The sequence below is a fragment of the Lagierella sp. genome, assembly GCF_029983815.1.
GTDB lineage: Bacteria > Bacillota > Clostridia > Tissierellales > Peptoniphilaceae > Mediannikoviicoccus.
In genome coordinates this window covers 23,721-38,489 of the sequence record NZ_JASBYU010000010.1, presented here as the reverse complement: position 1 = coordinate 38,489, position 14,769 = coordinate 23,721, and the positions used below count along the sequence as shown (strand labels likewise).

The window sequence follows — 14,769 nt, the reverse complement described above, 5'->3', positions numbered from 1 at the left end:
CTATTAAATATCTTCTCTGACAAATGGCATGCTCATACACCTTGGGCCGCCACGTCCCCTAGATAGTTCACTGTCTCTAATTTCTAAGACCTTTATTCCCTTATCTCGAAGAATCTTATTTGTCACAGTGTTTCTTTCATAAACTACAACCGTTCCCGGTGCAATACATAGAGTGTTAGAACCGTCGTTCCATTGTTCCCTTTCAGAAACCAACTTGTCTCCACCACCGCAGTAGATAAGTTCAACATCCCTATCCAGATACTTACTTAGGATATGTTCTAAGTTGTCATACATCTCAACAGATTTTATGTCGCCATTGCCCTTTCCCTTGGTTAGTTCGAAGACCCTTAAAGTCTTTAAAATACCAGGGTGCACTGTAAACTTATCATAGTCGATTTGAGTAAAGACAGTATCCAGATGCATAAAAGCTCTAATCTTTGGAATGTCGATAGCTAAAATCTTTTCTATCTTACTACTTGAATTATAGAAGATGTTTTGAGCCAGTTTTTCAATGGCCTCTGGGTCAGTTCTTTGAGAAATACCAACTGCCAAAGTAGTTTCATTAAGATTTAAAACATCCCCTCCTTCAATGGAAAACTCATCATATCTGCTATAAAGCTTGTCCACATCCTTATATTCATCGCTATAGTTGAATAAAATATCTGCAAAGACAGTTTCCCTCTGTCTAACCAGATTCCTCATCCTATTGATGATGACTCCAGTTCCAGCGTGTGCAAAGGGGTCCCTTGTAAAGTAGAGATTTGGCATAGGAAGTAAAGCCATCTCGAAGCCTTTCCCATTGTAGGACTTGATAAAGTCAGATTGTTTTAAATCCAACTCGCTACATCTAACTCCTGCAATCACCTTATCCACAAGCTTTTTTGAATCTTCAATTGCATTCAGATACTCTCTAACTGCCTCTTCTTTATACTTACAAGAAATTTGTGAATCCTCTAAAACTTGTTCGATAAATTTCTCTCTAGCCTCTGGCTTCGCCTTTAGAATATCGGCGATTAAACTCTCTATGTAAAGGACTTCAACCCCCTCGTTTTTGAGAACGTTTGCGAAACCGTCGTGTTCTTCCTGGGCCCTTTCTAGAAAGGGTATGTCATCAAACAATAAATCTCCTAAGGTGCTAGGTGTCATATTTAACAATTCCTCACCTGGACGATGTAATAATACTTTTTTCAATTTTCCAATTTCATTAGGTACATAAATACTATGCAAGTCGCCACCTCTTTTCTATATTTGAAATTATACGAATACACATGAATATTCTAATAATTTGTTGTACTTGTTCCTTACAACTATATTTTCACACGAGAAGAGACCTGGTTCAAGTTGTACGTCCAACAAAATTTAAATTATTGTAGAAGTAACATTTAGTAGTCTGTACTTGTTAGATAGGTAACTTTATTGCATGAATATTTAAAATATTCCCAACATTGTCGTTAATTATTAAACTATCAATCGGTAAGTCTTCTATTATATAAAGGAGGAACGTTTCATGCTAATTGAATATTTATTAATTGATATTTATTTTCTGTGAATCAAAAAGTATTCTTTTTCTTGAAATTAATTTTTATTTTTCTAGAACTTATTTTTGATAAGCTGGTGAACCGGTTGTGAAGTAAAAAAATATAGAGAGTAAAAAGTGGTGGTTTAACCCATCGACACCTGATAGCAATATAGAGAATAGATATAAAATAAATAGGAAATCATTTCCCTTGGTCTACTTACTTGAAAATGTCCATTAAATTTTATTTAACAGCCACTAAGTTTAAAACACTTTAAAAAGCTTGGAATTAAGCCAATTCCAAAGGATATCTTATAAAAATTTTTTTGCACAATGTTTTGTAATAAGAATTGAAAATCTAATTTTTTTCGCCATAACACAACAACAGAATGTCTAGGCAAAACCTTCTAACTTATGGGATTTACCTAGTTTCAAAGGCTTTTTTCTCATTTTCCATGTCAAAGATGATAATCCTCTACAAAAATATATTTGTTTTCTCTAATGTTAAATATCTTCCGAGTTAAATTTTCTTTAACATCCACTAAGTTTAAAACCCCTTGAAAAGCCTCTAATTAAGCTAGTTTCAAGGGGTTTCTTTTAAATATTTTTTTGCACAATGTTTTTAACGGGTCATACCAAAATACTATTCTACAAATATTTGGCAGGCTTTCATGGACTCTAAGGCCCTTTCGTGACTTTCAGGACTCACACCAGCACAACAATTTTCATCAACGATGATCTTTACTTCCGGTATAAAGGCCTTTAGTATTAGGGCATTTGAAATCACACATATATCCGTACATAGTCCAACCAATGTAATAGAGTCTATCTTCTCCTTCCCATGTACTTCTTCTATCTTTTCTGCCAGTTCTTTTGACCCAAAGGTCACTTTGTCGATTATATTTTCCTTTGCATACTTCTGTATTTCTGGATGAAGTTCCCAGCCCTCTGTTCCTTTAATACAATGTTTCACTGGAAGCACTTTTCCTTCCTGTGTATTTAAATAGTCTTCTTCGTGGGTATCCCTTGTAAAGTAGATTTCTCCATCAAAACCCTCTATCTTTTCTACCACCCTTGGTAAGATCGCCTTTGCCTCTTTAGTTCCAAGACTTCCAATTACAAAATCATTTTGCATGTCAACAACTACAAGTATATCCTTCAACTTATTCCTCCTAATTCTACTGCCTATATCATATAAAAAGAGGGATTTCTCCCTCAATTTAGCTTTAGGTTGTATCAGCTGCTACTTTTCTTCATTCATCTCATTAAATCTATCCAAGGTCTTTTTAAGACCTTTGATAATACTTCCTCTAAAGCCATTTTCCTCCAGCTCCATAACACCTTCTATGGTACTGCCCTTTGGTGAACAAACTTCATCTTTAAGTTCGCCAGGATGTTTTTTTGTCTCAAGGACCATTTTTGCAGAGCCTTCTACTGTTTTGGCAACTAAATTGTATGCATCTTTTCTCTTTATCCCTGTGGAAACTGCCATATCAGCCATAGCCTCTATTAACATGTACACATAGGCAGGTCCAGAACCACTTACTGCAGAGACTCCCCCCATTAGGTTTTCCTCTATTTCCAGCACTTCTCCAAAGGATTTTACAAAGTCAAAGACTTTTTGTCTTTCCATTTCTTCAAAGTTTCCACTAAAACAAAGACCTGTAATCCCACAGTTTACAAGGGCTGGAGTGTTTGGCATGATTCTAGCAACTTTAACCTTCCATCCAATCAGTTCTTGAATGTCGACAGTACTAAAACTTGGAGTTATTGGCATGAGGATGGTAAAGTCTCCTATTTCATTTTTTATCTCTTCAATTACCTTAACATATTGGTAGGGTTTGGTTGCAAGAATAACTATTTCGCTATTTCTAGCCACTTCAACATTGGATTTAAACCCCTTTATTCCAAATTCATTTTGGGTTTCTTCAATGTTACAAACCTTTGAAAAGGCCATATCCTCCTTGGAATATCCACTCTTAAGGGCTCCAAGTGCCATAGCCTTGCCCATGTTTCCAAACCCTATAAATCCTAGTTTATACATTATTCCAACGCCTCAACAAGGGATCCAATGTACTGGATGGTGTCCTTTAGGGGTTTGTCTGTAGAAATGTCCACTCCCGCCTTCTTGGCAAAGTCCATAGGCTTTAACTTGCCACCAGTCTTTAGAACTTCAATCCAGTTCTTAGAATTGTCAGGATTTTCTTCTATCAACTTTGCAACCTGTGTCCCAATGGTAAGTCCTGCAGAATAGGTGTATGGATAAAGTCCCATATAGTAGTGAGGCTGTCTCATCCATGTAAGTTCTGCACCCTTTGTAAACTCAACATCGTCACCCCAGAACTTCTTCAAGGTTTCTAAAAATATTTCAGACAAGTCATCGGCAGTAAATGTCTTACCTTGATCAATCAATTTAAGAACTTCCCTTTGGTAATAGCCTTCAATAAAGTGGGTCACAAAATTATGATAGTAGGTTCGTGCAATAATTTGACCCTTAAGGTATTTCTTTTCCTCTTCAGACTGGGCCTTTTTCAAAAGCTCCCTTCCCATAATAAGTTCATTGGCCGTTGATGGCGCTTCCACAAGGTACATGGAAAGATCAGTATCTAAAATATTACAGTTTTCATTGGTGTACTTACCCTGTCCTGCATGACCTAGTTCATGGGCCAAGGTCATGGCTTCCGTCATAGTTCCAGTCCAATTTATTAAAACATAGGAATGGGTTCCATAAGGGGATGAACAAAAAGCTCCAGTGGACTTTCCATGGTTGTTTACAAAGTCAATCCACCTGTGCTCAAAGGCTTCATCAAGCATTTGAACATATTCCTCTCCTAGTACTTCAAGGCCTTCCTCAATCAAATCCTTAGCCTCTTCTACGGATATCTGTCTATCAAAGCCAGTTATAGCGTCAATTTTTAAATCCATATAGGTCATCTTGTCCAAGTTGTGATTTCTCTTAAGAATCCTTGCATACTTTCTCATTATTGGAGAAAGTTCCTTCATGATAACATCAAGTTGTCTATCATAAAGCTCCCTTGAAACCCTTTGGTCATGTAGTAGAAAGTCGAATACAGAATCGTAACCCCTAAGTTCAGAAAGAACCTTCATCTTTTGACATTCTCCGAGGTAGGCGGCAGCAGTTGAATTTTTATGCTCCTCCAATACCTTTGAAAACTCCACAAAGGAATTTCTTCTAATCTCTGTATCATTAGATGCCTCATATTGTCCTTCAAATAGATTATAGGAAAGCTGCATTTTCTTTCCACCCGCTTCAAAATCAGGAAATTTCATATCCTGTAATTTAATAGCGTTATATATGGAGTAAAAAGAATTTAAAGGAGTCATCTTAGCCAAGGCTTTTTCCGTCTCTTCAGATAGCACATAAGGTTTATCCTCTAAAACCCTTTGAATATATGCCCCATAGGTTTCGTCCTTTTCCAAATCCTTTAACACATCTTCATTGGTAGTTAATATCCTTATCTTAAAAAATGAAATCTTAGCCATTAAGTCACTTAATATTCCATCGGTTTCCATAAATAGCTTATAATTCTCTTGATTTCCATAGTCCGTCTCCATACTTAGGCTGGTATAGGCCCAACAAAGGTACGCCTTTTCCAAGATTTCACTATATAAATCCAAGGCATTTTTCACATCGTCCTTATTGGAATAGAGCTTATTGTGTTCATCTAGGAATTTATTAACCAGTTGTTCAACTCCACTTAACTGTCTTTGTAATTCCTCCTTGGACTTGAAAATATGAGTCAAATCCCAAGTGTATCTTTCATCAACATCTTTTCTATCAACCATTTTTAGTATATCCATAAAACCCCTCCTTGTTATTAGTATATATCTTTTGAAAACCTTTTGAAACATTTCTTCAAAAAACATGCTATGATATTAATACCAGCTTGATTTTAACTAGACAAGCCCTATGATGAAATAGCTTTCAATAGTTCTATCTTTCCTTGGGTATATATATTTGAGGAAAAGATTTTAAGCTAAATTCATAAAACTACCTTTTGGTAAAATATTTTGATGAGGTGATATAATGACAAATATTCAAGCAAATATGGAAAAATTAGCAGATTTAGTTGTAACAAAGGGAGTTAATGTTCAAAAGGACCAACCAGTATTACTACGTTGCCCAATTGAAAGAGCAGATTTTGGGAAATTAGTGGCAAAAAAAGCCTACGAAAAGGGCGCAGTAGAAGTAATAGTACAATGGTCTGACGACGACCTAACCCTAATGAAATATGAAAATGCACCAGTGGAATACTTTGAAGAAGTTCCACAATGGATGGTGGATAGAACAAAGTACTATATGGAAAAGGGAGCCGCTGTAATTTCCGTTGCTGCAACAGACCCAGAACTTTTGAAGGATGTAGATCCTAAGAAGATGGCAAATTGGAACAAGGCCTTTTCTGCAGCAAATAAAGAAAATATGAAGTACACCATGAACGATATCAACTCTTGGTGCGTGGTGTCCGTTCCAACTAAGGGCTGGGCTAAGAGAGTTTTCCCTAACCTTCCAGAAGATAAAGCTTTAGAAAAACTATGGGAAGCAATTTTCTACACCACTAGAACCGATGTAGAGGACCCAATTAAAGCTTGGAATGACCATATAGCAATAATGGACAGCCATGCCAACACTTTAAACGAAAAGCAATATAAAAAATTACACTATAAAAACTCAAAGGGAACAGACCTTGAAGTAGAACTTCCTGAAAATCACATTTGGATATCCGGTGGTTCAAACAATGCTAAGGGAAATATATTTATCGCCAATATCCCTACAGAAGAAGTGTTCTCATTACCAAAAAGAGATGGAGTAAATGGAAAATTGTATTCCACAAAACCTCTTAATATCGGGGGAAATTTGGTAGATGAAATGGTCTTTACCTTTGAAAATGGTAAAGTTGTGGACTATGATGCAAAAGTTGGAAAACAATACCTAACAGACCTTTTCGACGTAGATGAAAACGCAAAATACCTGGGAGAGATTGCCCTTGTGCCATATGACAGTCCAATTTCAAACTCTGGCCTGCTATTCTATAACACATTATTTGATGAAAATGCATCCTGTCACTTTGCCTTTGGTAAAGCCTATCCAACCTGTATAAAAGGTGGAGTTGACCTATCCGATGAAGAACTATTAGAAATTGGAGTTAACGACTCCCTAATCCATGAAGACTTTATGGTGGGATCAAAGGACTTAGAAATAACAGGAGAACTTCCAAACGGTGAAGTAGAATATATCTTTAAAGACGGAAACTGGGCGTTCTAGTAACCCAAAGATATTTGGCAAAGTTACTCAAAGACATTGTGCAAAATTTCTAAATATAATAACCCCCTAGAAAAGGCCAATTTCACACCTTTCTAAGGGGTTTTATGCTTTATTACTGTCAAAGGTTTAGTAGCCTTTCTACATCTATTACTTTAATATCTTTTCGAAATCTCTTAAAAATTCTCCATTACTATCTAAAGTTCCTTCGGAGTATTTCTCATCTTCCTTGTTATTTTCGCTATCTAAACTCCACATAGTACTATAATTTACACCTTTATAAAATTTCTTATCCTTTTTAGGATATACAGCAACTATTATATCTGGAGCAGAAAAAGAGTACCGAAGCTCACATTCAGGAGTGTTCTTTAATATAATGGTTCTTTCATATTCTTGAGTCTTAGTTCTTGAACCTATCCCGATATCTTTTAAAATATCCTCTTGCTTAATCCCCTGTTGGGAAATATAAGCATCAATTGAATTTTTTGCTATTGTTTTTGTGATAAAACTTGAAACTAGATAAATAGCCGCAAGAACAACTATAATAGCTATTACAATATTAATTTTTTTCTTCATTTCTAATACCTTATTAATAATAATTCTTTATGCTGTGTTCAAATTGAGAAGTTGGATTATCTTTAAAATAATCTTTTAAGCTATATGGGGTAATAATTTTATTACTTGAAGGCAAATCATGTCCTATTTTAGCTCCAAATTTATATGCTGGAAAGGAATTTTTGAGCAATAAGTAGGATTTATTGAGGGTAAATTCTTTGAAATACCATATTTAATATTGGTTTTTCCAATTCCATTATTAGTGTAGTTTTTCAATGCCCAGGTCTTTGCAATATGCCTGTGTGTTGACAGTGCTTTATCCTTAGGTCTAATTATTTGTATCCAAGCACCATTATCTTTTGCACCCTTTATCCATCTATCAAAACTTTCTACAACTGGGTGCTTTCCTGGTCCATTAATAGTTAATACTTTATTATTATCTACAACAAAACCTGCATGCCCTGTTAATCCAAAAGAAAAACTATTGTTAGTAACGACTATATCTCCTGTGTATACCTTGCTTTTATTAATTGCAGTAAAATACTCCAATGTACTATTTTCTTCTAGTTCTTGTTCAATTTCATGTTTAGACTTCATATCTTCAATTATGAAATCTTCATATTCTTCAAAAGTTTCAAATATTTCACCGTTAATCTTTACAAAATCTTCATAAACCGTTTCAAGATTTTGATACTGTTTTTTCTCACTTATTTGACCGGTTTGGTAAAAATAATTTACCTTTTCATTTTGTTCATTCAGGAATTCATTAATTAAATTCTCTTTTGCTAGTGCATTACTCTTAATAATAATAATAAGAGCAATTACCAATACTATTTTAAATATTTTATTTATTTTTTTCATGTTATCACCTCTAATTAATAATAGCAAATTTTTTTAAATTTATCAACGTTTTATGAATAAAATTTAAAACATTTTAGTACTACCATACAAAAAATGCCGACTCATCGAGCCGGCATTTTGTATTTTGTATTATATTTTCCTATTTCGAAATACTTCCGCTTCCACCGACTATCTCTATCTCTTCAACACTTGAGTTATTTAGATAATCTTTTACGGATTCTGGTATTTCATTTTGTTTTAGTAGTAGTATTGGAGTTTCACCATGGACTGTAACTGGTCCTGCCACTAATGCATCTATATAGTTATAGCCATTTGCAACCATGATCTTCTTTGCTTCTGGGTATAGGTATTTCGCTATTTCTACTGCTGTTTCAAATCTATCTTTACCCTTTAGCCTTGTCACTGTGATTCCCATATCCTTTAGTTCTTGTTCTACTTCACTGGATACGGAGGATCTTCCTCCAACTATAACTACTTCTTTCACATCCCATTTCTTAATGGCTTCTCTTGTGGAATTTTCTAATCTTTCTACTTTTGTTAGTAGTATTGGTATATTTTCCTTTGCAGATATGCTATTTCCTGCTAGGGCATCCACTAGGTTTACTCCACTGGCAAGTACAATTTTATGTTTGTTGCCTGCTTTTTCGATAACTCTTTTACCTACTTCTACTGCTGTTTGGTATCTGTCTTTTCCTGATACTCTTTCAACATTGTAACCAAGGTTTTTAAGTTCTTGTTCCACTTCTGGTGAAACTGTGGACTTACCACCTACTATGGTGATGTTTTTACTATTGAGCCTCTTAAGTTCATCTATTGTCTCCTGTGGTAACTTGTCCTTTCTAGCAAGTAGGATTGGACTCCTTAATGAGTATGCAAGTGGCGTTGCTGTAAGTGAGTCCACCACTTCCATTCCAGAGGTTATTACCACATTGTCTGAAGAACTGTAGTAGGCTTTGGAAAGCTCTACAGCGGTTTTGTATCTGTCTTCTCCGTAGATTCTATTGGTCTTATATAGGTTGTAGATGTCCTCAAATTCCCTAATCTTATCTTTTTCCACAGGACTTGGTGTGCTTGGTGTACTTGGTGTTGGGTTAGGTGTTGGTCTTGGTGTTGGTTTAGGATCTGGTTTTTCTTCTGGTTTTTCTTCATCCTTTACCACGACCTTTATCTCCACAGCCTTTGTAGATCCATCAGCAAAGGTAATCTTTACCTTTCCAGTCTGCTCTCCAACTTTGTTACTGTCTATTGGAGGGTTTGAAATGTCTTCAATAGTTGCATTTTTTGGAAGGTTTTTGATATTGTCCAAAAGACTTACCTTATCTCCCTTTGTAATGGTCTCATCTATGACTTCAGGAACAAACCTTTCACTTTCAGTCTCTGTAGGTTTTTCTTCTTTAATAACTCTAATATCAGATCTATTTCTAATCCTAATCCTGTTTCCAAGGCTGTCTATGGAAGAAAGTCCTATCGCTTCAACAATGTTTTTTTCTACAATGTCTTCCATTGACTTGCTTTCGTCCTTATCATGGCCAATGTATCCATCAATAAAAACCCTTATTGTCTTATTATCCTTGTCCTTTAAAATGATGGATTCAATAATGTCGCCTTTTTTCTCAACCTTTTCTACTTCACCACTAACTTTTACTAGTAGTCCAAGATTTTCTGGAACTTCTCCTATACTCATTTCAGTTGGCAATACTTTTTCTTGATTTTCATCGATTATTTCAATCTTGTCGATATTTAACTGATGTTCTCCTTGGTAGGAGGAAGTCATTCCAAAGATCCTAACCTTTTGTCCCTCTCTAAAGTCGCCTGATATCGGGAATATATTGATTCCGCCGCTTTCATCTTGTACATAGGCAGAGTCGAAGAAGGCTGTGTTCTTGTCATATCCGCTGGCATTTGAAGTAAGTCTGCCTTCGATGGTAAAGGCCTGTCCTTCTGGGGCTTTTTGAACCTCTGCTATAGGTGTAACCTTAGCTTCTTTGTCGTAGACATTTAGGTCGATACTTCCTGTCCAAGGTTCTTTTGAGTCCTTAGGATAGGCTTTAACTAAAATTTTAACTTTACCTGTTTTTGTTGGAATTACACCAGTTGTAAAATCCTCTGTTGACTTGCTTTTCAAAGTAGGAAGGCCTGTGTCCACTGTCTTAATCAGCTCTTCCTTTTCGCCAACAACTTGGTAGTATTCTATCTTGCTTAGTTTTATATCCTTGGCGCTGCCATTTACAAATTTTGTGCTGATTGGAGTTTCTTCCTTTAGGTATTCCACTTCCGTAGACTTTGTAACAGAGTCAATTCCTACACGTTCTACAGCCGCTGTCCAAACAGGGGAAGTAACTGCAATGTCTCCATCAGCTTGGTCAATTCTCAAATAGTAGTAGGTTCCGTCGTTAGGAATTTCAAAGCTTAAGTCTCCAACATTGGAGTTTAACTCCTCTTTATGTTTTACAACTCCACCATTTGAGATTACAGAAACTGTACCAATAATATCGGTGCTATCCTCATCGTTGATGTTCAAATTGAACTTCAAAGTTCCAGGAGCATTGGTTATTCTGGAACCCATCATTTGACTATTTACAGTAAAGTCTACAAATAGGTTGTTGTCCTCTGTTGCATAGACCCTATTTTGTCTTATTGCGTCAAATAGAGAAGTTTTATCCAAATTGTCCGCTATTACAACGGTCCTTGTCGTATTGGCATCTCCCCATTTTCTCTTATGGTTATCCTGGTTATTACTTGGAGATATGTGCCATCCCTTGTCTAGTGCTAAGGTGTATTGGTCATAGCTTGTAAAGTAACCCTGTCCCCTTACAGGTCCTTCTCCGTTTCCAACTTCAACTAAGTTTAAAACTTCATCATATTCAGGGCTATAATGACCAAAGTCATCAAAGTTTCCAAAGACAGTTCCAGGGTGGTTTAACTGACTTATAACATTTTGATTCTTATCCTTAAGTCCTGCCAATAGGTCGTAGTACCTTACAAGTCCCTTGGATTCAGACTTATCGTTGTAGTATTCGTCGTTTCTAGAAACAAACCCTTCGGTATTATAGGTGTTGATATGTCCGTAGTTTGCTCCAGTCTTGGTCCAAGTCATCTCATAGCCATATATCGCCAAGAAGTCCTCGGTGTTGTACTTTTCTATGATTTCCTTATAGGCCTGCCATTTTGACTTTCCAGATTGAACAGGATCCCTCTTTCCAGAATTTGCATCATCTATTTTTCCTAAATTACCAGCATCATCAAAATAGTTAGAGTGATCTGTCAGGGAGAAAAAGTCAAGGTTGTCTACATTAGACGCATAGGAAACCGCTTCATCAGGAGTTCCTGAACCGTCAGAGTAGTTTGTATGGGAGTGAATTTGACCAAAATATGCCTTTACAGTGGCCTTCCCAATGTAGAAGGACCAGGTAAATTCTTCAGACTTAGTGCCATCTTCTTTCCTTGTTACAATTACCTTAGCATTTACCTTTCCATCATCTAGGTTAGATGGTGTAAAACTTGCCTTGTTTCCAGAGACTGTCATTTCCACAGGCTCTTTATCATTTAATACTAGTTCTACCTTTGGGTTGTCTCCAGCATTTGTAAAGTCTACTTCTATTTTAGGACTCTTTGTATCCATAACTTCAGAATTTGTCTTTGGACTAACCTCTAGCACCTGTGGCCTACTGTCCACCTTTACAATTACAGGCTCCTTGGAAGGAGTGGACTCCCCATAGATAAATTCCCCGATATAATGTTCACTAGTGGTATTTCCATTTACATCCTCTGCTTTAAAGGTAAGTTCTATATCTTTTCCGTTTTGAATTTTATCTCCAGGAATTATTCCTTTGAAGTTTCCACTTATTGGGTCTTTTTCCATGGAAATAGGCGCTAGAGTTTCTTCGCCAATCTTTGCAATAAACTCTACAGATTTTACATCCACATTATCCATAGCCCCAACGGTAAAGACATAGTCCACAGTTGCCCTTGCATCTAATAGGTTTGGAACTATGATAAATGGAGCTAGTTTATCTTCTTTTATTATATAGTCCGTCTTGTCCCCAAGTCTTATTTGAGGAGTTCCATTAAAGGTTGATATAGAACCCTTAATATCCACCTTGTCTCCCTGAACAGTTCCTATAGGATATTCTGGTGCTCTAAAAGTTTGAACATTTCCTGTAGGACTTACAAATTGCATTGTTGAAGAACCGTTGTACTTAGGAAGGGTTATGTCCTTTATATATACATATTCATTAATAAACTCCTTAGAGAAGTTTTTCAAAGTTTCAGCGGTTATCTCCTGTGCTGGAACAGGTTCAGTCTTGTCAATAAGTTTCATCTCGGAAACATTGGAAATTTCAGGAGTTGAGTAGTAATTTATATGTTTACCTTTAACAAGTACAATATCACCCATTTGCACGGTTTCTGTAGGTCCATATACTTGGTATCCTACAACTTTTCCATCTATAATATCTTCAAGGATTAAAGCTGATCCACCACCATAGGAATGTGTGGCAACACCATAGACCATTATCTCAGTATCAAAAGGAGTTGCCATAGCCTCATTGATATTTAAAGCTTCTGGGAAGTCCTTTTTTATTTGAACTTCCATTTCTGGTTTTATAGGATCTTCAAAATCCGGCTCTTCGTATACCGGTTCTTCCCCCTTTTCAACTAGGGTAACATCCTTAGCCTCTACAACCCTAAGCTGCATATCATTATATTGTGATACGATTGCTATGACATTTACCTTGTCATAGTCAGAAATACCTTCTTTAGTGATATCAGGTATTTTGTAAATGTTCATTTCATTATTATCTTTATATATAGAGGTGTTTCCAGAGGTGTTAATCTGTCTTAAATTTACCTCTTTAAGTTCCACCCTTTGAGACTCTAAACTCTCTGCCATTTTATCGGCTACAAGTTCCTTTAAAGTTACAACCTTTGGACTTGGCAGTTCATTTCCAGAAGATAGTACCTTAAAGGTGGAGTTATCCAGTTGTTCAAGCCCATTATATGTGCTTCTAGTACCTGTTGCTTCGATTTTATCTCCAAGATTTGCCTTTGGAATGTCTTTAGTTCTAACTACAATTCCTGCCACGTCATCTTGGATTGTAAGATTTCTACCATCTACAAAGGTAACTATTCCAGAAGTAGTAACGGTCTTTCCAGTTGCAGTGTCCCTGGCTTCCTTTACATTTACACCACCTGCTACTGGTTCCTCGGGATCTGTTGGAGAATTAGTACTTTTTACTACTACATCCTCATCAGAATTTATTCTAATTTGAGGACTATTGAAAACACCAACAACGCCAGTAACATCTACAATATCGCCAGCCTTTGCAGTTAGTACCTTATTCCCTTCCCCCTTTGATTGATAGATATTGATAGAATTACCCTTATCATCAGTTAATGATATATTACCTTTTACATATTCTCCTAAAGTAAGTCCCTCTAAAAGAACCCTTTGGGATTCTACATCTTTATAATTGGAAATTAGAGATGCCAAATCCATCTTTACAGGGCTAGGAAGTTCATTTTTTTGAGAAATTACCTTTATATCAGTTGTGTTGATCTGTTCAAGTCCATTGTAAGTTCCCCTTGAACCAATTACTTCAACTTTATCCCCTAGATTAAAATCAAAGTTTGTTGAATTTCTAAGGGCAATTCCTCCTGTTTCATCTTGAATCGTTGCATTTTGTCCGTCGATAAAGGTTACTATTCCAGAAGTTGTAACTTCCTCTCCAACTGCCTTATCTCTTGCTTCTTTGACAGTTAGAGAAGTTGTTACAGGGTCTGTTGGGTCTGTGGGATCTGAAGGGTTAGGAGCTTCTGTTTTTTCGTTTAAATAGTCTAGTACAGTTTCATTATGAGGAATGGATTCATAATCTTCACCATTATCACCAGTATTCTTTACTGTCTTATCCTCATTTAATATCCTTCTTATGGAGGAAACATTTGAAGCTTTTTGCGCAGGATTGTCACCTAAAAATTCGTTAGCACTTCCAACGCCAATAAAATCCACAACCCGTGGACTGTTTTTATCAGTTATAGTTTCAGTAGAATTAGCTAGGGCAAGTTTAAACTTACTAGCACTCATTGTGATCTTGCCGATAACATCAGGAGTTCTTGGAAGATCTTTAGCCTCATTATTACCTGCAGCTTCCCGAATTAAATAGAACTCTCCAGGCTCGATCTGCCCTTGTAATTCCGTCTTGTTATTGTATTTATTACCTGTTGCAGAAGCGTATTGAACGCTCCATCCAGTTAGGTCTTGGGGCTTATCGCCAATATTTTTAAGGACGATATAGTCATATTTAAAAGTGGATGATAGATTGCCCCCTCCACCGTATACTTCATATATTATGACCTTTGGCCCTACTTCTCTTGCTTCTACTGTTTTAAAAGGTAGAAAGCTTAGTATCATCGTTAAAGCTAGGAAAAAAGTCATAACTCGTTTGTTAAATATCTTTTTCACCAATTTTCCTCCTCATTCATTCTTTTCTTTAACTCTAATATATTTCTATTAAGTTGGTATTAATTAAAGTAAATTGGATGTAAAATCCCAAGGGCA

At 36.2% G+C, this 14,769-nt stretch carries 8 protein-coding genes; 1 reads left to right on the top strand and 7 read right to left on the bottom strand.

All coding sequences use genetic code 11. The annotated features are described in order from the left end of the window. Positions 1 to 3: 3 nt before the first annotated feature. The 4 genes from arcA to pepF form a co-directional block, all read right to left on the bottom strand. The gene (arcA, locus tag Q1K37_RS05400) at positions 4 to 1,227 is read right to left on the bottom strand and encodes an arginine deiminase (protein WP_300410253.1); all 1,224 of its coding nucleotides are present in this window, start codon (positions 1,225 to 1,227) and stop codon (positions 4 to 6) included. A gap of 932 nt (positions 1,228 to 2,159) precedes the next feature. Further along, positions 2,160 to 2,678, bottom strand: a complete 519-nt coding sequence (locus tag Q1K37_RS05395; protein ID WP_300410250.1) for an isochorismatase family cysteine hydrolase — start codon at positions 2,676 to 2,678, stop codon at positions 2,160 to 2,162. A gap of 81 nt (positions 2,679 to 2,759) precedes the next feature. Then, positions 2,760 to 3,560: a pyrroline-5-carboxylate reductase gene (gene proC, locus Q1K37_RS05390; protein ID WP_300410248.1), complete on the bottom strand. Its 801-nt coding sequence runs from the start codon at positions 3,558 to 3,560 to the stop codon at positions 2,760 to 2,762. Further along, positions 3,560 to 5,338, bottom strand: a complete 1,779-nt coding sequence (gene pepF / locus Q1K37_RS05385; RefSeq protein ID WP_300410246.1) for an oligoendopeptidase F — start codon at positions 5,336 to 5,338, stop codon at positions 3,560 to 3,562. The genes proC and pepF overlap by 1 nt, the downstream gene beginning before the upstream one ends. 226 nt (positions 5,339 to 5,564) lie before the next feature. Here pepF and Q1K37_RS05380 point away from each other — a divergent pair, with 226 nt between their 5' ends. Continuing rightward, positions 5,565 to 6,800 (top strand): aminopeptidase, encoded by a 1,236-nt coding sequence (locus tag Q1K37_RS05380; RefSeq protein ID WP_300410244.1) that lies wholly within the window; start codon positions 5,565 to 5,567, stop codon positions 6,798 to 6,800. Positions 6,801 to 6,947: 147 nt separating this feature from the next. Here Q1K37_RS05380 and Q1K37_RS05375 read toward each other — a convergent pair whose 3' ends face one another. From Q1K37_RS05375 to Q1K37_RS05365, 3 genes are all read right to left on the bottom strand, one after another. Then, positions 6,948 to 7,373: a DUF3139 domain-containing protein gene (locus Q1K37_RS05375; RefSeq protein WP_300410241.1), complete on the bottom strand. Its 426-nt coding sequence runs from the start codon at positions 7,371 to 7,373 to the stop codon at positions 6,948 to 6,950. A gap of 123 nt (positions 7,374 to 7,496) precedes the next feature. Next, on the bottom strand, positions 7,497 to 8,213 hold the full coding sequence (locus Q1K37_RS05370; protein ID WP_300410239.1) for a hypothetical protein: 717 nt from the start codon (positions 8,211 to 8,213) through the stop codon (positions 7,497 to 7,499). Between the two features lie 139 nt (positions 8,214 to 8,352). Further along, positions 8,353 to 14,673, bottom strand: a complete 6,321-nt coding sequence (locus Q1K37_RS05365; protein WP_300410236.1) for a cell wall-binding repeat-containing protein — start codon at positions 14,671 to 14,673, stop codon at positions 8,353 to 8,355. Positions 14,674 to 14,769 lie beyond the last annotated feature (96 nt).

Coding starts and splice junctions, on each gene's coding strand:
- proC (WP_300410248.1), bottom strand. CDS start 3,560: ATGTATAAACTAGGATTTATAGGGTTTGGAAACATGGGCAAGGCTATG.
- pepF (WP_300410246.1), bottom strand. CDS start 5,338: ATGGATATACTAAAAATGGTTGATAGAAAAGATGTTGATGAAAGATAC.
- Q1K37_RS05380 (WP_300410244.1), top strand. CDS start 5,565: ATGACAAATATTCAAGCAAATATGGAAAAATTAGCAGATTTAGTTGTA.
- Q1K37_RS05375 (WP_300410241.1), bottom strand. CDS start 7,373: ATGAAGAAAAAAATTAATATTGTAATAGCTATTATAGTTGTTCTTGCG.
- Q1K37_RS05370 (WP_300410239.1), bottom strand. CDS start 8,213: ATGAAAAAAATAAATAAAATATTTAAAATAGTATTGGTAATTGCTCTT.